This window comes from Extensimonas vulgaris (genome assembly GCF_003337425.1).
GTDB lineage: Bacteria > Pseudomonadota > Gammaproteobacteria > Burkholderiales > Burkholderiaceae_C > Extensimonas > Extensimonas vulgaris.
In genome coordinates, this window is the sequence record NZ_QPJU01000003.1 from 68,384 (window position 1) to 86,118 (window position 17,735).

Sequence of the window (17,735 nt, forward strand, 5' to 3'; positions counted from 1 at the left end):
CGGCTAAATGTATACTCATGATAATAAATTCAAAAATAATCTCAAGGAGCCTGGGGTTCAATGTGGTGTGTGGTGTGTTTTGTCTAACCCATGCTCTACCGAGCTCGTCGCTTCTATTGGTTTTGATTGGATTCTGCTGGATGTGGAGCATGCCCCAAACGATTTGCGTTCCATTTTGGCCCAATTGCAGGCCGTAGCTCCATATGACTCGACGCCCATCGTCCGACTTCCTGATCACAGTATTACTGCAATAAAGCAATACCTTGATATTGGTGTTAAAAATTTATTAATACCAATGGTTGAAAATGCAACTCAAGCAAGAGAACTTGTATCTGCAGTGCGTTATCCACCAAGAGGTGTTCGTGGAATTGGCGCGGGATTGGCAAGGGCTTCGCGTTGGGGGGCGATAAAAAATTATTTGCAAGACGCGGATGAGCAAATATGCTTGATTCTTCAGATTGAAACTGAGGATGGCTTGAATAATTTAGAAGAGATATTGGATGTTGAAGGCGTTGGCGCGATTTTTTTTGGGCCTTCCGACCTGGCTGCATCAATGGGTTTCATAGGGAATCCATCTGCTGATGCTGTAAAAAAAATAATTTGCGAGGGAATTTTTGCTGCCAAAAAGAGAAATGTTCCAACAGGAATACTTTCTTTCAATAAGTCCGATATCGTGGAGTACGTAAAAAGTGGTATTAATTTTATTGCGACTGGAGCAGATTCGTATATTTTGAGAGTGGGTGCTGAAGCGTTGCTGAGGGAGGGAAGATCTCTGACTAACTTAAGCCTTCATTCTTAAAATATGACCTTCAGGTCTTCGCGAAACGCGTCGCTCACGTGGCGCAGCACGCGGCGCTGCAAATCCTGCACCCCGCCATAAGGGTCGATAATGGCTCCAGAGCTTGCTGGATCAGCGCTGATAGCTATTGCATTGATAGTCAAGTCGCGCCGCGCGAGGTCTTGCTCCAGCGTCACGTCGGGCGAAGCCTGAACCACGAAGCCGCGGTAGCCGCGCCCGCTCTTGCGCTCGGTGCGCGCCAGCGCATATTCCTCGCGCGTCTGCGGGTGCAAAAACACCGGAAAGTCGCGCCCTACGGGCAAGTAGCCCAGCGCCGTCATCTGCTCTGGCGTGGCGCCCACCACCACCCAGTCGCGGTCGTTCACGGGCCGGCCCAGCAACTGATCGCGCACCGCGCCGCCCACCATGTAGATTTGCATGGGGCAAGTGTAGTGGCGGCGCGGCCGGGTGGCGCGGGTGGTGCAGGGCGCCGGGCGGCGCAGTTTTCAGCGCTGCAGCCGATAGGGCTCCTCGAACGCGCGGAAGTCCTGCTCGGCCAGCGCGCCGGCAATCCAGTCCTGCACGCCGGGCAGGGCACGCACGCGCTCGACGTAGGCGGCGATGTGCGGCGGCACGGGCAGGCCGTAGGTGATGAGGCGCATGCACACCGGCGCGAAATACGCGTCCGCGATGCTGAAGCGGCCCAGCAGCAGCGGGCCGCCCGACGCCTGCAGCAAGGCGTCCCAAAGCTCCACCAGACGCTGCACGTCAGCGCGCACGCCGGCCTGGTCGCGCCAGACGAGGGCACCGATGTCGGGCAGGCGGGCTTCGATGTTCATCGGGCAGTGGCTGCGCAGCGCGGTAAAGCCGCTGTGCATCTCGGCGCAGGCGCTGCGGCCCTGCGCGCGGGCGGCGGGGTCTTGCGGCCAGAGTTGTTTGGCCGGGTACTGTTCGGCCAAGGTCTCGGCAATGGCCAGAGAGTCCCACACGACGAGCGGGCCATCGACCAGCACGGGCACCTTCCCCGCAGGACTGATGCCTTGCAGGCTGCGCTTGAATTGCGAGTCGGGTGCGAAGCTGTCGAAACGTACCTTCACCTCATCGAAGGCGATGCCCGCCTGGCGCATCAGCACCCAGGGGCGCATGGACCACGAGGAGTAGTTTTTGTTGCCGATGTAGAGCTTGGGCATGGTCGGTTCCTTGGAAGTGGGTGTCGCGAAAACAACGCCGATTCTGCACGGGGCGGTCAGCCGATGGCGAAGCGGCCTGCGCTTGCAAGTGCGCAAGAATCGGATGGATGCACGGGGCTTGCATCCGCTATCGTGGCGCCTGCTTTCATTCCATAGCAATGCCATGAATACCGCCAGCCTCGTTCGTCTGCTGCTTTTGTCCGCCATCTGGGGCGCTTCATTCCTGTTCATGCGCATTGGCGTGCCGTTCTTGGGCCCCTCCTTGCTGATTTTTGCGCGCGTGGGGTTTGCAGCCGTTTTTTTGCTGCTGGTAGGTGCCTACCTGCGCAAGCGCCTGCAGGTTCGCCAGCACTGGCGGCATTACCTCGTGCTGGGGCTGTTCAACTCGGCACTGCCCTTCGTCTTGTTTGCCTATGCGGCGCAAACGCTGTCGGCGTCCTTGCTGTCCGTCCTCAATGCGACGGCGCCGATATGGGCCGCAGCCATCGGTGCGGTTTGGCTGCGCACGCGGCTCACGCCCAAGGCGCTGTTCGGCATGGGGTTGGGCGTGCTGGGGGTGGCGCTGTTGGCCGGGGTCGAGGCGCTCACGTTGCCCCAAGGCGGCGCGCTGGCCATTGCGGCCGGCCTTGGGGCTGCTTTTTCGTATGGCATCGCCACCACGTACACCAAAACGGCCAAGTCGGCAGAGCCTTTTGCCAACGCCCACGGCAGCATGTGGGCGGCCACCTTGCTGCTGGCGCCGTTCGCTTTGCATGCGCCCGCGCTGCCGGGCGTGCCGCCGTTGCACGTCATGCTTTCGGTCGTGGCGCTTGGGGTGGTGTGCAGCGGGGTAGCGTATTTGCTGTACTTTCGCTTGATCGCCGACCTTGGCGCCGCGCCTGCGTTGACCGTGACCTTTCTCATCCCGGTGTTCGGCATCCTCTGGGGCGTGATCTTTCTGGGCGAGCACGTGGGTTGGCACACCTTGGTGGGCGGCCTGACGGTGTTGTGGGGAACGGCCTTGGTGACGGGGTTTTCCATTACCACCGTATTCCCCGGGAGGAAGCCCGATGCCGCTTGATGAATCCGCCGAGCAAAGCCGGCAATATGCACTCGTGGCGCGCGCCATTGCTTTCATCCGCGGGCACGCCACGCAACAGCCCTCGCTCGAAGAAATTGCCGCGGCCGTGCATGTCAGCCCTTTTCACCTGCAAAGGATTTTTGCGCAGTGGGCGGGCATATCGCCCAAGCGTTTTTTGCAGTATCTGACTAAGGAATACGCCAAGCAGCAGTTGCTGGCATCGCGCGATGCCTTGTCGGTCACGGAAAACGCGGGGCTGAGCAGCGTCAGCCGCCTGCATGACTTGATGGTGAGCTGCGAAGCCATGACGCCCGCCGAAGTCAAGGCCTCAGGAGCAGGGGTGGAAATTTCTTTCGGCTTTGCCGCATCCCCTTTTGGCGAGGCCATGGTCGGCTGGACGCAGCGCGGGGTTTGCCATTTCGCGTTTTGCATTGCAGATCAACACGCTATGTTCGAGGAACTGGCCACTCGCTGGCCGAGGGCCAACTTGGAGCAGGATGACCTCAGCGCGCAACGCTTGCTGCAGCAAATCTTCCCCGCCACGCCGACCAAGGGGAGCGTGCACCTGGTTCTACGTGGTACCAATTTCCAGATCAAGGTGTGGGAGGCGCTGATTCACACCGAATTCGCCCAGGTGGTTTCATACCGGCAACTGGCCCAGCACGCCGGCTTTGCGCACGCCCAGCGCGCCGTGGGCCATGCGCTGGCAGTCAATCCGATCGGGTTTTTGATTCCGTGCCATCGCGTCATCCGTGAAAGCGGCGCGGCAGGCAACTACCGCTGGGGCGCCGATCGCAAGCTGGCGATGCTGGCGTGGGAGGCGGCCAGGCGCGGCGAACGATCTACACCGGCCACATCACCCCATGGTCGTTGAGGATCGCGTCAAGCGGCTGGTCGTGCGGCTCGGGCTCGAAGTCGTCGATGAAGCCCGGCGCAAAGCCCAGCCCCACGGTGGTGGAGCGTGGCGCCCACCACCACCCAGTCGCGGTCGTTCACGGGCCGGCCCAGCAGTTGATCGCGCACCGCGCCGCCCACCATGTAGATTTGCATGGGGCAAGTGTAGTGGGCTGCGGCAACCCTGACCGCCCCGTGCTGCCTCGCTAAATGGTCGCATTCGTACACGACATCTACAATGTTTTACGTTCTTTGCTAGCAGCCTGTCGGACTTTGGGCGTCGAAAGCGAGAATGGGCCCCAGCGAGGCCAGTTTTTGCCGGAATCGCCGCCCCATAGCGGGACTATGGGGCAAGAAAACGGTAAAAAATGGGCCGCTGCGGCACATTCGCAGCCGACGATTCCAAAGTCCGACAGGCTGCTAGAGTCGCGTTCCGTTTCATTCACCCAGGCCCAGGGAACACCACCATGCGTACTTGGAAAGTCAGCCACCGTCTGCTGGCTGCGTTCGGTTTGATCATTCTTCTGTTGCTCGGTGTTGCGGTCTATAGCTTGTACGTCACGCGCAGCATCGACTTGGCCTTGAGTGCCAATGCTACGCAAAACGTGCGCATCCAGCGTGCCGCCATCAACTTCCGGGGGTCGGCGCACGATCGCTCGATCGCCGTGCGTGACGTGGTGCTCGCGCCCACCGAAAAAGAGCGCGACGCAGAAATCCAGGCCATCCAACGCCTTGCCGCTTTTTATGCCGAGGCGGGGCAGCAGCTCGACAAAACCCTCGCAGACAATGCGGGCAGTGTGCCGCTGGAAGTCCGCGCCATGGCGCAGGCGATTCACGAAGTCGAGCAACGCGCCGTGGCCAGCACCGCGCAAGTCGTGCAACTCGTGCAAGCCGGAGATCGACAGGCCGCAGAGGCTTTGCTGTGGCGCCAGGCCAAGCCCCAATACGTCGAATGGCTCGCGGCGATCAATCGTTTGATCGATTTCGAGGAGCAGCGCATCATCGCGAATACCGAATACGCCAACCATGCGGCAAGCCAATTCGCGGTCGTCCTGAGTGTCATCACGGTGCTGGCGGTGCTGATCGGCGCGGCCGCGATCGTCTGGGTTTCGCGCAGCATCACGCACGAATTGGGTGCCGAGCCCAATCAGGTTCGCGCCGTCGTGCAAGCCCTGCAAGAAGGCAATTTGGTGGTCGCCGTCGCGACCAAACCGGGCGACGAGTCGAGCGTGATAGCAGCGGTGCGGGAGATGCGTGCGCGCTTTCACAACCTCGTGGCCAAGGTGCGATCGAGTGTGATCCGCCTGCGCGATACCAGCGGCGAAATTTCACGCAGCAACCAAGACCTCGCCGAGCGCACGGAGCTGGCGATCCAGAGCCTCAGACAAACGACGCAAAGCATCGATCAGCTGGCAACCCTGGTGCAGCACAACGAACAGTCTGCGCACCAAGCGCGCGACTTGGTGTCTGCCGCAGCCGCGGCCGCCAGCGACGGCGGCGAAGTGATGCAGCGTGCCGTGCGCACCATGCAGGAAATCCACAAGAGCAGCCAGCAAATCGCGGACATCATCGGCGTGATCGACGGCATTGCCTTTCAGACGAACATCCTGGCGCTCAATGCCGCCGTGGAAGCTGCGCGCGCCGGTGAGCAAGGGCGCGGTTTTGCCGTCGTCGCTGCGGAGGTCCGGCGCCTTGCGCAGCGCAGCGCCGAAGCGGCCAAAGAAATCACATCCTTGATCCAGTCGAGCGTCGAAAAAATCGATTCGGGCAGCAAGTTCGTCGCCGACGCGGGGGCGCGCATGGAGCAGATCGTCGCAGGCGTCAAAAAAGCGGCGGAAATCATTGCAGAAACGAGTGCTTCGGCCGTAGAACAAAGCCAAGGCATCGCACAGGTCAATGGCGCCATTACCCAGCTGGAGCAAATGACCGAGCAAAACGGTGAAATGGCACGCAAAAGCCGAGAAATCGTGCAAAAACTGCAAGAGCAAGCCGAGGAGCTTGCACGGCTCGTCGAGGCGTTCCGCGTCGAAGACGATCCGTCCATGCGCACGGCCGCCCTGGTGCAAGGACCGCGCGACTGGCGCGTGCAAAACCGCCCGCAGCTGCGTTGAACCCAGATTGTCCATTTGGACGCGGGATGATGGTTCCCCGTCATTGCGAGGGCCGAAGGCCCGCGGCAATCCATGGGGCCTTGGCAACAGCGCCTGCGCACGCTGCGAAGGACAGGACTGGATTGCCGCGCCCCTGCGGGGCTCGCAATGACGGGTTTCTTTGTTGCGGCCAAAACCACCGCCAACGCCCGCGTAGGTGCGCAGCACCGCCTAATGAACAATCTGGGTTGAAAGCTACACCGGCCACACCACTCCATGTTCGTTGAGGATCGCGTCGAGTGGCTGGTCGTGCGGCTCGGGCTCGAAGTCGTCGATGAAGCCCGGCGCAAAGCCCAGGCCCACGGTGGTGGGGCGCGGCTGCAGCGCGGCCAGGGTGCGGTCGTAAAAGCCGCCGCCGTAGCCCAGCCGGTAGCCGCCCGGCCCGTAGCCCACGCAGGGCACGAGCAGCAGCGTGGGCACGATCAGCTCGGTGTCCTTGGGCTTGGGAATGCCGTAGGCGTCTTGTTCCATGGGGCAGCCGGGGTACCAGGCGTGAAAGCTCAGCGTCTTGTGCGTCTTGTCGATCACGGGCAGGCCGATGCGCCGGCGCACGGGCTGGCTTTGCAGCTCGCCGTCTTCCTTCCAGCGGTGCAGCGCGGGCAGCGGGTCGAACTCGCCCTTGATGGGCCAGTACGCGCCGATCACGGTGTCGGGGCGGCCGAGCAGCCAGATGCGCAGCACCTGCTGCAGGGCACGCACGCGCTCCGCGCGGTCGGGCAGGTTCAGGCGCTGCGCTACCAGGGCGCGCCGCAGGGCTGTTTTGTCCATCGGATAATCCTCTCCCATGCAATGGTCGAAGATTTTGACATCGCTCGCCGCCGTGCTGGCCGTGAGCGCACCACTGGCGTTTGCGCAGCCACAGGTGCCCAACCCCGGCGACGACACCATCCTCGAGATGCAGCAGGCCTTTCGCAAAGGCGACAAGCAAAGGCTGCAACAGCTTTTGCCCGCGGTGCGCGGCCACGCGCTCGAACCCTGGGCCGCGTATTGGGCGCTGCGCGCGCGCCTCGACGAAGCCAGCGCGCAGGAGGTGCAGGACTTTTTACAGCGCTACGCCGGCACCTACCAGGAAGACCGCCTGCGCAACGACTGGCTGCTGCTCTTGGGTCAGCGGCGCGACTGGGCGCAGTTTGCGGCATTTCTGCCCGGCTACCGCATGGGCGACGACCATGAGGTGCGCTGCTACGCGCTGCTGATCGACGAGGTCGAGGGCCGCGCCGACGCGCGCGCCGCCGACGAGCTGCGCCGCCACTGGTACGCGCTGCGCGAGGCTGACGACGGCTGCACACAGGCCGCGAGCCGGTTTTACGCCGACGGCAAGATCAGCGCGCTCGACGTCTGGCGCAAGGCGCGCCTGGCCGTGGAAGCGAACAAGCCGCGTGCAGCGCGCAATGCCGTGGAAATCGTCGCGCCCGAGGCCCTGCCCGAGGCGCGCAGCATGTTCGAGTCGCCAAGCAAATACCTGCTCTCATTTGCCACCACGCGCGGCAGGCTGCGCCAGGAGCTCGTGACGCTCGCGCTGATCCGCCTCGCCGCCAGTGACGTGGACAACGCCGCGCGCCTGCTCGACGCGAAGTGGGCCGGCCAGCTTTCGCCCGAAGAGCGCAACTGGGCTTGGGGCGCAATAGGCAAGCAGGCGGCGCTGCGCCTGGCGCCCGAGGCGCTCGACTACTTTGCCAACGTCACGCGCGAGCGCGACCTGAGCGACGACATGCTGGCCTGGCAGGTGCGCGCCGCTTTGCGCGCGGGCCAGTGGAAAGCCGTGCGCCAGGCCATAGATGCGATGAGCGAGGACGCGCGCCGCGACAGCACCTGGGTGTATTGGAAGGCGCGCGCCCTGCTTGCGGGGCGCCACGTGAGCGACGCCGAGCGCACCCAGGCGCGCCAGCTGCTCGAGAGCATCGCCGGGCCGCAGGGCTTTTACGAGCAGCTCGCGCTCGAAGAGCTGGGCCAGCGCGTCAGCGTGCCGCCCGCGCCCGCGCCGCTCACGCCAGAAGAAAAAGCCGCCGCGCGCGCCAATGCGGCCTTGCAGCGCAGCCTCTACGCGATCGCGCTCGGCCTGCGCAGCGAAGGCGTGCGCGAGTGGAATTACGCCACCAATCTGCACACCCCCGGCGGCATGGGCGAGCGCGAACTGCTCGCGGCGGCCGACCTGGCCTGCGATCGCCACGTGTGGGACCGCTGCATCAACACCAGCGAGCGCACGCGCAGCGTGATGGACTACCGTCAGCGCTTTCCCATGCCGCTGCAGTCGCTCGTGGTGGCGCGCAGTCAGGCCATTGGGCTCGATCCGGCTTACGTCTATGGCTTGATCCGGCAGGAGAGCCGTTTCGTTCTCGACGCGCGCTCGGGCGTGGGCGCAGCGGGCTTGATGCAGATCATGCCCGCGACGGCGCGCTGGACGGCGCGCAAGATCGGCCTGACCGGCCTCACGCCCGATCAACTGGCCGACCGCGACACCAATGTCACGCTGGGCACGGCGTACCTCAAACTCGTGCTCGACAGCTTCGACGGCTCCATGCTGCTCGCCGCTGCCGCCTACAACGCCGGCCCGGGCCGTCCACGCAACTGGCGCAACGGCCCCGTGCTCGAAGGTGCGATCTGGGCCGAGAACGTGCCATTCAGCGAAACGCGCGACTACGTGAAGAAGGTGCTTGCCAACACCACCAACTACGCGGCAGTGCTCACGGGCCAGCCGCAGTCGCTCAAGGCCCGCCTGGGCCAGGTGGGGCCGCGCAGCGATGCGCAGGCACAGACGAACGCCGACCTGCCTTGAGGCGCAGGGTGGGTGCGGGCAGCGCTGCCCGCACGCCCGCACCGGGGCTCAGGCATTGATCAGCACATCGCCTTCACGCCGTGCCGCGCCCGAGCGCACGAGCTCGTCCGCCAAGCTCTCGAGCCAGGCGCGGCGGCTCTGGTCGGCGAAATAGTTTTCATGCAGCATGCAAAAGTACGGCGTGCCCTCGCCCCAGGCGCAAATGAAGGTCAGCGTGGTCTGCTGCCATTCGAGCAGCTTGTATTTGAGTAAGACCTTGGCGGCATAGAGCGCGTGCTTGCGCGGGTCTTGCATGAAGCCCTCGAGGCGCCGGCGCGCCACGTCGAGTGCGCGCGCCACGTCGCTGAACATGGGCCCATGGCCCGGCAGCACCAGGCGCGGCTGCAGCGATTCGATCACGTCGAAGGTGGCGCCGACCTCGGCAAACGCGCTCTCGCCTTCGAGCTCGGGGAACACCACGCCAAAGCCGTTCGCCCAGAGCGCGTCGGCCGAGATCAGGATGCGCTCCTGCGGCTCGAACAGCACCACGGCGTGCGGATCATGGCCCGGCGCGGCATGCACCTGCCAGAGCCGGTCGCCGAGCGGGATTTCGCTGCCCGGCTCTAATACGCCGTCGATCTGAAAGCGCGGGCATTCCTGCCCCGTGGGTGTGTAGCTCAGCGCATACGGGTCCCAGTCGCGCACGTGGGCCGCGAGGCCGGGCGGGATGACGGTCTGCACCTCGGGCCAGGCACTTTGCAGGGCCGCGTTGCCGCCGCAGTGGTCGCTGTGCAAATGCGTGTTGAGGATGCGCTCGAGCGGCCGCCCGCCGAGCGCGGCGCGCACCAGTTCCACGGTCTGTGCGCCGTGGCTGTGGTAGCCGGTATCGACGATGGCCGTGCCGTGGCGGCCCTGGAAAATGATGCTGTTGGCCGATAGCCAGCCGCGCTCGAACAAGGCCATGTCTGGCGGGAGTGTGGGCGGTGCAGATGCCATGGTGGTGAAATTTCGAGTGCAGTAAAAGGGCGGTGCAGGGGCGACGTGATGGCAGCGGGCTCTGCGCAGGTTCGCTGAGCGAACGGTTGTTTGGTAAGGTTGCCCGATTTTGCCAATTTTCCGCCGGTTGCGTACAGCCGGTGTTTCGGCAAGGACGTGGACGGCAATGACCCAAAGGAGTGGACATGAATGCACGCTGGCAGCGCGCCGTGGTGTTGGGTTCCTGGCTTGCATGGATCGCCTGGATGGCCTGGCAATGGCCGCGCTCGCCCGCCCATGCGCTTGCGGGCTGGGCCCTGGCCTGGGGGGTGTACGGGCTCGTGCAGGCGCTGCCTTTCATTTTCATGTGGCGCGCCAACCGGCGCGAGCCCGTGCCGCGCCCCGGTTTGGCGCAACTGCTGCACGCCTGGGCCGCCGAAGCGCTGCAGGCTTGCGTGGTGTTCGGCTGGCGCCAGCCTTTTTGCGAACATGCCGGACCCGACTGGCTGCCCGAACCGTCGCCGCAGGGGCAGGCGGCGCGCCGCGGCGTGGTGCTGTTGCATGGTTTTTTGTGCAACCGCGGCTTCTGGCTGCCCTGGATGCGCATGCTGCGCGCGCGCGGTCATGCCTATGTGGCGCTGACGCTGGAGCCCGCGTTCGGCTCGATCGACGACTACGCCCCGGACATAGACGCTGCGGTGCGCCGCGTGACGGCAGCCACGGGCATGCCGCCCGTCATCATCGGCCACAGCATGGGAGGCCTCGCGGCGCGTGCGTGGTTGCGGGCCTACGCCGGTCTTGGCAATGAAAAAGCCGGCACTGCAGACGCAGAGGCAGTAGAGCGTCGCGTGCACCGCATCATCACGCTGGGCTCACCGCACGGGGGCACCTGGAGCGCGCGCTTCAGTGCTGCCGACAACGCGCGCCAAATGCGCCTGGGCAGCGCCTGGTTGCGCGCCCTGCAGCGGCAAGAGCCGGCGAGCCGCGGCGCGCTCTTTACCTGCTGGTATTCGAATTGCGACAGCGTCGTCTTTCCCGCGCGCACGGCCACACTGCCCGGCGCGGACAACCGGCTGGTGCCAGGGGTTGCGCACTTGCAGATGGCTTTCCATGCACCACTGGTGCAAGCCTGCCTGGAACTGCTCGACGCTTGAGCCCCAACGCGGATGGCCGCCATAAGGGCTATTACTTACCCCCAAGAGCGCAGACCACTTCTACAGTTGGGGTAGTACCACAATTTTGTTGCAGCGCAGCAAACGCGGGCGGATAATGCCGGGCATTAGGGTAAACCCTAGGATGAAACCATGATCGCTAGCCAAGACCAGAACAAAACCTCTTCCGAGGCGGCCCCAAATGCGCCGCAGGTCCGTCCTGCTGCCGCTTTTCCATCGCAGCAGACGCACCACCGCCTGCCCGTGATGGTGCCGATTCGCGCGCTCGGGCCGCAGCACCGTGAGCGCATCAAAGCCCATTTGCTGCAACTCGATGCGCGTGACCGCTACCTGCGCTTCGGCTACGCCGCGACCGACGAGCAGATCGAGCGCTACGTCGATTCGATCAATTTCGATCGCGACGAAGTGTTCGGCATCTTCAACCGGCGCCTGGAGCTCATCGCCATGGCGCACCTGGCGTTCAGCGAGCACCCCGAATACAAGCACTGCGCGGAGTTCGGCGTGTCCGTGCTCAAGCAGGCGCGCGGCAAGGGGCTGGGGGCGCGCCTGTTCGAGCGTGCCGTGATGCACGCCCGCAATGAAGGCGTGAACATGATGTTCATCCACGCGCTGACCGAAAACGTGCCCATGCTCAAAATTGCGCGCAAAGCCGGCGCCGTGGTGCGTTACGAGGGCTCGGAATCCGAAGCCTTCTTGCAACTGCCGCCTGCAAATTTCGACACGCGCATGGCCGAGCTGGTGGAGGAGCAGTACGCCGAGCTCGACTACCAGTTCAAAAAGCAGGCCAAGCATTTTTGGGATTTTCTCTCTGGCTTGCAGGAGATCCGCCAGGGAGTGCGCGAAGCGCGCCACAAGTCTGCGCAGTGAGATGATCCCAGATTGTCCATTAGGCGGTGCTGCGCACCTACGCGGGCGTTGGCGGACGTCTGCCGGTCATTTTGGCCGCGGCTTCGGCGTCCATGGCACTGGCCATGGACTTCTCACCCGCGACCAAACTGCCGCGCCAGCCGCCTCGCCACCATCCCGCGTCCTAATGAACAATCTGGGATGATCCCAGATTGTCCATTAGGCGGTGCTGCGCACCTACGCGGGCGTTGGCGGATGTCTGCCGGTCATTTTGGCCGCGGCTTCGGCGTCCATGGCACTGGCCATGGACTTCTCACCCGCGACCAAACTGCCACGCCAGCCGCCTCGCCACCATCCCGCGTCCTAACGAACCATCTGGGATGATGGCTGCGGCCGGAGCGTTGGCGCGGCACGCTCGACGCTCCGTGCGGACGTTCTGTCGCGCCGATCCGCTATCCTAGAGGGCTGATTCGCTTTTCTCGCGTGCCGTGCACGCCAAGATCGTGTCCGACCCTTATCCCGCCCGATTTCCCGAAAAGGAAGACAAGCGCAGTTTCCTGCAAAAAGTGGCCGAGTTCATTCATCCCGGCCCGGAATCCAAGCAGGAGCTCATCGAAGTGCTCGCAGAAGCCGAGGAAAACGGTCTCATCAGCGCCGACGCGCGCGTGATGCTCGAACATGTGATCCGGCTGGCCGACATGAGTGCGGGCGACGTGATGGTCGCCGCACCGCGCATGGATTTGATCGATATCGATGCTCCGCTCGACACCTTGCTGGACCTCGTGATCCAAACCGGGCATTCACGCTTTCCGGTGTACCAGGGCGAGCGCGAGAACATCATCGGCACCTTGATGGCCAAGGATTTGCTCAAGCTGCAGCGCGCCCCGGGCCTGAGCGTGCGTGCGCTGCTGCGCCCGGCGGTGTTCGTGCCCGAGAGCAAGGCGCTCAACGACTTGCTGCGCGAGTTTCGTGCAAACCGCAACCATCTGGCCGTGGTGATCGACGAGTTTGGCCGCGTTGCGGGCCTGATCACCATCGAGGACGTGCTCGAGCAGATCGTCGGCGAGATCGAGGACGAGTTCGACGTCCCCGAAGAAGAAGGCGATATTTTCGCTTTGGCCGACGGCACCTACCGCGTGAGCGGCGACACGCCCGTGGAGCGCATTTGCGAGATGTTTGGCGCGCAGTTGCAAGGCGACGAGGCCGCAGAGCAGTTCGACACCATCGGCGGGCTGGTGGCGCACGAAATGGGCCACGTGCCCAAGCGCGGCGAGCAGCTGCAGCTCGCAGGGCTGCACTTCACGGTGCTGCACACCAAGGGCGGTGCGGTGCGCTGGTTCAAGGTGGCGCGCAGCGCCGACGCTGCGGGCTGATGGGCGCGGTTTTGCATTTGCGCGCTGCGGGGGGGGCGCTTTTCCTCGCTGCGTTGGCCGGCGTCGCGCAGGCCATGTCGCTTGCCTGGCCCGGCAGCGGTGCGCCGCAGTGGTGGCTGCAGATCGTGTCGCTCGCGGTGTTTGCGCGCCTGTTGTGCCAGCCGATTTCGTGGCGGCGCGCCGCGCTGTGGGGCTGGGTTTTCGCGACGGCCTGGCTCGCGGCGACTTTCTGGTGGCTGTTCATCTCCATGCACACCTACGCCGGTTTGGCGGCGCCGCTGGCAGCGGCAGCGGTGCTCGCGCTCGCGCTGTTTCTCGGCAGCTACTATGCCGTGGTTTCAGGGCTTTTTCGGGCATTTGCGCCCGTCCATAAAGCGTGGGCAGCTCTCTTTTTTGCTGCATGCTGGCTGTTTGCGGAGCTCGCGCGCGGCACCTGGTGGACGGGCTTTCCATGGGGCGCGGGCGGCTACGCACATGTAGAGGGGCCGCTGGCCGCGCTCGCGCGCTGGGTCGGCGTCTATGGCATCGGCGCCGTGGCGGCGGCGCTCGCGATGGGGCTGGCGCAGCTCCACCTGCAGGACTTGCGCCGCACGCGCACCTGGGTGCTCGTGGCCGCGCTGGCGCTGCTGCTGGCCGCGGCGCACGGGCAGCGCGCCTGCGCTTTGGGCGCGCTTGACGGGGTGCCTGGTTGCGCCCGATCGGTGGCGGGCACAGAAGGTGGGGCGCAGGCGGCGGGGGGCGTGAGTCTCGCGCTGCTGCAAGGCAATATCCCGCAGGACGAAAAATTCCAGCCCGGCACGGGCGTAGCGCTGGCGCTGCGCTGGTACGGCGAGTCCTTGCGCAGCGCGCAGGCGGCGCTGGTGGTGGCGCCCGAGACGGCGATCCCGCTGCTGCCGCAGCAGCTCATCCCCGGCTACCTCGAGGGCATTGCGGCGCATTTCACGCAAGGCGCGCAGGCGGGCCTGCTCGGCATCCCGCTGGGCGATGCCGACCTCGGCTACACCAATTCGGCGCTGGGTTTCGCGCCGGGGCAGGCTGCGCCGTACCGCTACGACAAGCACCACCTCGTGCCCTTTGGCGAGTTCATCCCGCCGTTTTTCCGCTGGTTCACCGAGATGATGAACATCCCGCTGGGCGACTTCAGCCGCGGCGCCGTGCCCCAGCCTTCGTTCGCCTGGGCCGGGCAGCGCTTTGCGCCCAACATCTGCTACGAGGATTTGTTCGGCGAGGAGCTCGCCGCGCGCTTTGCCGACGCGGCGCAGGCGCCCACGGTGTTCGTCAACCTCAGCAACATCGCGTGGTTCGGTGACACGCTGGCCATAGACCAGCACTTGCAGATCAGCCGCATGCGCGCGCTCGAGTTCGAGCGCCCCATGGTGCGCGCGACGAACACTGGCGCCACGGCCATCATCGACTACCGCGGCGTGGTCACGCACCAGCTCCCGCGCTTCACGCGCGGCGTGCTCTACGGCGCGGTGCAGGGCCGCGGCATGAACGCCGCGCAAGATGGCGACCAGCGCACGCCCTACGCGCGCTGGGCTGCGCGCTGGGGGCTTGCGCCGCTGTGGTTTGCGGCGGTGCTGGTGCTTTTGTGGACCTGTGTTGCGCGACCAGGACGCGACCAGGGCGTGCGGTGATTGGATAATCGCTGTTTTGCGCACAGTACGCGCGGCCGGGGCGCAAGCTTTTTTGCCCCATCTTGGAGCACGTTTGACATGGTAGATTCTTTTTCCTACGAGCAACTGATCGCCTCGGCAGAAGGCCGGTTGTTCGGCCCCGACAGCGGCCGCCTGCCGCTGCCGCCCATGCTGATGTTCGACCGCATCACGCACATCGACGACGATGGCGGTGCGCATGGGCTGGGAAAGATCCGTGCCGAGCTCGACGTGCGCCCTGACCTCTGGTTTTTTGCCTGCCACTTCAAAGGAGACCCGGTGATGCCGGGCTGCCTCGGGCTGGACGCCATGTGGCAGCTGATCGGCTTTTACCTGACCTGGCTGCGCCTGCCGGGCCGCGGGCGCGCGCTCGGTGCGGGCGAGGTCAAGTTCACCGGCGAGGTCGGACCCGAGGCCAAGCTCGTGAGCTACGACATCGACATCAAGCGCGTGATCAAGCGCAAACTGGTCATGGCCATAGGCGACGCGCGCATGTGCGTCGATGGTCAGGAAATCTACGTCGCCAACGACCTGCGCGTGGGGCTGTTCCAGAAGGACAAGGGGCTCGGCGCCGGCGCGCAGCAAAGTCCAGTCTCAGCTTAGCCTTGAGGAGTCACAGCATGAGCAGCAAGCAACGCGTAGTCATCACCGGCACCGGCATCGTCTCTTGCATAGGCAACGACAGCGCCAGCGTTACGGCGGCGCTGCGTGCGGGGCGTTCGGGCATTCGCGCCATGCCCGAATTTGCCGAAATGGGCCTGCGCAGCCAGGTTGCGGGCGTGCCGCAGATCGACCTTGACGCGCATATCGATCGCAAGCAGCGGCGCTTCATGGGCGACGCCGCAGCCTATGCGCATGTGGCGCTGGCGCAGGCGATCGCGCAGGCGGGCCTCACGCCGGCCGAAGTCTCGCACCCGCGCACGGGGCTCATCATGGGCTCGGGCGGCGGCTCGCCGGCCAACCAGATCGAGGCTGCCGATATTTTGCGCAGCAAGGGCATACGGCGCGTGGGGCCCTATCAGGTCACGCGCTGCATGAGTTCCACCGTCTCGGCGTGCCTGTCCACGAACTTTGGCATCAAGGGCATCAACTATTCGATCACCTCGGCCTGCAGCACCTCGGCGCACTGCATAGGCGTGGCCGCGCAGCAGATCGCTTTCGGCCTGCAGGACGTGATGTTCGCGGGTGGCGGCGAGGAGCTGAGCTGGGGCATGGGCATGCTGTTCGACGCCATGGGCGCGATGTCCAGCGCCTACAACGCCACGCCCGAAAAAGCCTCGCGCCCCTACGATGCGCACCGCGACGGCTTCGTGATCGCGGGCGGCGGTGGCGCCGTGGTGCTCGAAAGCCTCGCACACGCGCAGGCGCGCGGCGCCACCATCCTCGGTGAGGTGGTGGGCTTTGGCGCCACCTCGGATGGCGTGGATATGGTTGCGCCCTCGGGCGACGGCGCCGTGGCCTGCATGCGCCAGGCGATCGCGGGCCTGCACGAGCCCATCGACTACATCAACACGCACGGCACCTCCACGCCCGTGGGCGACGTGCCCGAGCTGCGTGCGATCCGCACCGTGTTTGGCGATGCGATTCCGCCGTTTTCCTCGACCAAGTCGCTCACCGGCCACTCGCTCGGCGCGACGGGCGTGCAGGAGGTCATCTATTGCCTCTTGATGCTGCAGCAAGGTTTCATCGCGGGCTCGATCAACGTCGAGACGCCCGATCCTGCGGTAGAAGGCATGCCGCTCGTGCGCGAAACGCGTGACGCGGCTATCCGCACGGCCTTGTCCAACAGCTTCGGCTTCGGCGGCACCAACGCCTGCCTGGTGCTGCGCCGTTGGGACGGCGCTTGAGGGCGCGCGCCGCCATCTTCCGTCTCTTTTCCAATCACCGACCGCCGCGCGGCACCCAGGCCGCGCGCTTCACGCCATGCTCAACTTTCAGCAAATCATCCTCACACTGCAGCAATACTGGGCTGCCCAGGGCTGCGCGCTTTTGCAGCCTTATGACATGGAAGTCGGCGCTGGTACTTCGCATACAGCTACATTTTTAAGAGCAATCGGCCCCGAACCCTGGAAGGCCGCCTACGTGCAGCCCAGCCGCCGCCCCAAGGACGGTCGCTACGGTGAAAACCCCAACCGCCTGCAGCACTACTACCAATACCAGGTCGTGCTCAAGCCCGCACCGAGCAACATCCTCGAGCTGTATCTGGGCTCGCTCGAGGCGCTGGGGTTCGACTTGAAGAAAAACGACGTGCGCTTCGTCGAGGACGATTGGGAAAACCCCACGCTGGGCGCTTGGGGGCTGGGCTGGGAGGTGTGGCTCAACGGCATGGAGGTGACCCAGTTCACCTACTTCCAGCAGGTCGGCGGCCTGGACTGCCGCCCGATCACGGGCGAAATCACCTACGGTCTGGAGCGTCTGGCGATGTACCTGCAAGGCGTGGACAACGTTTACGACCTGCAGTGGACCGAGGGGCTGAGCTATGGCGACGTGTACCTGCAAAACGAAAAAGAGCAGTCCGCGTACAACTTCGAGCACAGCGACGCGGCCTTTTTGTTCACGGCCTTCGACGCGCACGAAAAGCAGGCCAAATACCTGATGGAGCAGCAGCTCGCGTTGCCCGCCTACGAGCAGGTGCTCAAGGCCGCGCACACCTTCAATTTGCTGGACGCGCGCGGCGCGATCAGCGTGACCGAGCGCGCCGCCTACATAGGCCGCATCCGCAACCTCGCGCGCGCCGTGGCGCAGAGCTACTACGACAGCCGCGAGCGCCTGGGCTTTCCGATGGCGCCGCGCGAATGGGTGGCGCAGCTCGCGCCCAAGGCGGCCTGAGCGGTGCGCGATGGGGCGTGCGGCCTCTACAATGTAGATACGAGTATCTACATTTGCG

At 64.7% G+C, this 17,735-nt stretch carries 15 protein-coding genes and 3 pseudogenes; 12 read left to right on the plus strand and 6 right to left on the minus strand.

The annotated features are described in order from the left end of the window. The first annotated feature begins 7 nt into the window (after positions 1-7). Positions 8-799, plus strand: coding sequence for an aldolase/citrate lyase family protein (locus DFR45_RS05895; RefSeq protein ID WP_114482787.1), 792 nt, complete (start codon positions 8-10; stop codon positions 797-799). A gap of 14 nt (positions 800-813) precedes the next feature. Here DFR45_RS05895 and DFR45_RS05900 read toward each other — a convergent pair. Beyond that, positions 814-1,218 (minus strand): annotated as a pseudogene (locus DFR45_RS05900) (multifunctional CCA tRNA nucleotidyl transferase/2'3'-cyclic phosphodiesterase/2'nucleotidase/phosphatase); the annotation flags it as partial. Between the two features lie 66 nt (positions 1,219-1,284). Continuing rightward, positions 1,285-1,968, minus strand: coding sequence for a glutathione S-transferase family protein (locus DFR45_RS05905; RefSeq protein ID WP_114482788.1), 684 nt, complete (start codon positions 1,966-1,968; stop codon positions 1,285-1,287). A 163-nt stretch (positions 1,969-2,131) separates the two neighbouring features. On the opposite strand from DFR45_RS05905, the gene DFR45_RS05910 reads away from it, so the two are divergent. Then, a complete protein-coding gene (locus DFR45_RS05910; RefSeq protein ID WP_114482789.1) occupies positions 2,132-3,028 on the plus strand; it encodes a DMT family transporter in 897 nt (298 codons plus the stop codon). Next, positions 3,018-3,902: a methylated-DNA--[protein]-cysteine S-methyltransferase gene (locus tag DFR45_RS05915; protein ID WP_114482790.1), complete on the plus strand. Its 885-nt coding sequence runs from the start codon at positions 3,018-3,020 to the stop codon at positions 3,900-3,902. The genes DFR45_RS05910 and DFR45_RS05915 overlap by 11 nt, the downstream gene beginning before the upstream one ends. Here DFR45_RS05915 and DFR45_RS05920 read toward each other — a convergent pair. Both DFR45_RS05920 and DFR45_RS14810 read right to left on the minus strand, forming a co-directional pair. Continuing rightward, positions 3,871-3,993: pseudogene (locus DFR45_RS05920) on the minus strand (5-formyltetrahydrofolate cyclo-ligase); the annotation flags it as partial. The gene DFR45_RS05915 and the pseudogene DFR45_RS05920 overlap by 32 nt on opposite strands. Next, positions 3,989-4,078 (minus strand): annotated as a pseudogene (locus tag DFR45_RS14810) (hypothetical protein); the annotation flags it as partial. The pseudogenes DFR45_RS05920 and DFR45_RS14810, both read right to left, overlap by 5 nt. Before the next feature lie 311 nt (positions 4,079-4,389). Between DFR45_RS14810 and DFR45_RS05930 the strand changes: the two are divergent. After that, complete coding sequence (locus DFR45_RS05930; RefSeq protein WP_114482791.1) at positions 4,390-6,033, plus strand: methyl-accepting chemotaxis protein; 1,644 nt, start codon at positions 4,390-4,392, stop codon at positions 6,031-6,033. 234 nt (positions 6,034-6,267) lie between these two features. Here DFR45_RS05930 and DFR45_RS05935 read toward each other — a convergent pair whose 3' ends face one another. After that, the gene (locus tag DFR45_RS05935; RefSeq protein WP_114482792.1) at positions 6,268-6,840 is read right to left on the minus strand and encodes a 5-formyltetrahydrofolate cyclo-ligase; all 573 of its coding nucleotides are present in this window, start codon (positions 6,838-6,840) and stop codon (positions 6,268-6,270) included. A 16-nt stretch (positions 6,841-6,856) separates the two neighbouring features. On the opposite strand from DFR45_RS05935, the gene DFR45_RS05940 reads away from it, so the two are divergent. Continuing rightward, entirely contained in the window at positions 6,857-8,848 is a 1,992-nt protein-coding gene (locus tag DFR45_RS05940; protein WP_114482793.1) for a lytic transglycosylase domain-containing protein, read from the plus strand. Positions 8,849-8,896: 48 nt separating this feature from the next. Here the strand turns inward: DFR45_RS05940 and DFR45_RS05945 are convergent, their stop codons facing one another. After that, the gene (locus tag DFR45_RS05945; protein WP_114482794.1) at positions 8,897-9,823 is read right to left on the minus strand and encodes an MBL fold metallo-hydrolase; all 927 of its coding nucleotides are present in this window, start codon (positions 9,821-9,823) and stop codon (positions 8,897-8,899) included. 185 nt (positions 9,824-10,008) lie between these two features. Between DFR45_RS05945 and DFR45_RS05950 the strand changes: the two genes are divergently transcribed. The 7 genes from DFR45_RS05950 (at position 10,009) to glyQ (ending at position 17,677) form a co-directional block, all read left to right on the plus strand. Next, a complete protein-coding gene (locus DFR45_RS05950) occupies positions 10,009-10,956 on the plus strand; it encodes an esterase/lipase family protein (protein ID WP_114483014.1) in 948 nt (315 codons plus the stop codon). 150 nt (positions 10,957-11,106) lie between these two features. Beyond that, positions 11,107-11,841, plus strand: coding sequence for a GNAT family N-acetyltransferase (locus tag DFR45_RS05955; RefSeq protein ID WP_114482795.1), 735 nt, complete (start codon positions 11,107-11,109; stop codon positions 11,839-11,841). Positions 11,842-12,323: 482 nt separating this feature from the next. Next, a complete protein-coding gene (locus tag DFR45_RS05960) occupies positions 12,324-13,193 on the plus strand; it encodes a CorC family transporter (protein WP_114483015.1) in 870 nt (289 codons plus the stop codon). Positions 13,194-13,267: 74 nt separating this feature from the next. After that, positions 13,268-14,830 (plus strand): apolipoprotein N-acyltransferase, encoded by a 1,563-nt coding sequence (gene lnt / locus DFR45_RS05965; protein ID WP_241659282.1) that lies wholly within the window; start codon positions 13,268-13,270, stop codon positions 14,828-14,830. 78 nt (positions 14,831-14,908) lie between these two features. Continuing rightward, positions 14,909-15,451 (plus strand): 3-hydroxyacyl-[acyl-carrier-protein] dehydratase FabA, encoded by a 543-nt coding sequence (gene fabA, locus DFR45_RS05970; protein ID WP_114482797.1) that lies wholly within the window; start codon positions 14,909-14,911, stop codon positions 15,449-15,451. 17 nt (positions 15,452-15,468) lie between these two features. Beyond that, complete coding sequence (fabB, locus tag DFR45_RS05975) at positions 15,469-16,695, plus strand: beta-ketoacyl-ACP synthase I (RefSeq protein ID WP_114482798.1); 1,227 nt, start codon at positions 15,469-15,471, stop codon at positions 16,693-16,695. A gap of 76 nt (positions 16,696-16,771) precedes the next feature. Next, the gene (glyQ, locus tag DFR45_RS05980) at positions 16,772-17,677 is read left to right on the plus strand and encodes a glycine--tRNA ligase subunit alpha (RefSeq protein WP_114482799.1); all 906 of its coding nucleotides are present in this window, start codon (positions 16,772-16,774) and stop codon (positions 17,675-17,677) included. The last annotated feature ends 58 nt before the right edge of the window (positions 17,678-17,735 follow it).

Coding starts and splice junctions, on each gene's coding strand:
- DFR45_RS05910 (WP_114482789.1), top strand. CDS start 2,132: ATGAATACCGCCAGCCTCGTTCGTCTGCTGCTTTTGTCCGCCATCTGG.
- DFR45_RS05955 (WP_114482795.1), top strand. CDS start 11,107: ATGATCGCTAGCCAAGACCAGAACAAAACCTCTTCCGAGGCGGCCCCA.
- fabA (WP_114482797.1), top strand. CDS start 14,909: ATGGTAGATTCTTTTTCCTACGAGCAACTGATCGCCTCGGCAGAAGGC.
- glyQ (WP_114482799.1), top strand. CDS start 16,772: ATGCTCAACTTTCAGCAAATCATCCTCACACTGCAGCAATACTGGGCT.
- DFR45_RS05905 (WP_114482788.1), bottom strand. CDS start 1,968: ATGCCCAAGCTCTACATCGGCAACAAAAACTACTCCTCGTGGTCCATG.
- DFR45_RS05940 (WP_114482793.1), top strand. CDS start 6,857: ATGCAATGGTCGAAGATTTTGACATCGCTCGCCGCCGTGCTGGCCGTG.
- DFR45_RS05950 (WP_114483014.1), top strand. CDS start 10,009: ATGAATGCACGCTGGCAGCGCGCCGTGGTGTTGGGTTCCTGGCTTGCA.
- DFR45_RS05895 (WP_114482787.1), top strand. CDS start 8: ATGTATACTCATGATAATAAATTCAAAAATAATCTCAAGGAGCCTGGG.
- DFR45_RS05930 (WP_114482791.1), top strand. CDS start 4,390: ATGCGTACTTGGAAAGTCAGCCACCGTCTGCTGGCTGCGTTCGGTTTG.
- DFR45_RS05945 (WP_114482794.1), bottom strand. CDS start 9,823: ATGGCATCTGCACCGCCCACACTCCCGCCAGACATGGCCTTGTTCGAG.
- fabB (WP_114482798.1), top strand. CDS start 15,469: ATGAGCAGCAAGCAACGCGTAGTCATCACCGGCACCGGCATCGTCTCT.
- DFR45_RS05915 (WP_114482790.1), top strand. CDS start 3,018: ATGCCGCTTGATGAATCCGCCGAGCAAAGCCGGCAATATGCACTCGTG.
- DFR45_RS05935 (WP_114482792.1), bottom strand. CDS start 6,840: ATGGACAAAACAGCCCTGCGGCGCGCCCTGGTAGCGCAGCGCCTGAAC.
- lnt (WP_241659282.1), top strand. CDS start 13,268: ATGTCGCTTGCCTGGCCCGGCAGCGGTGCGCCGCAGTGGTGGCTGCAG.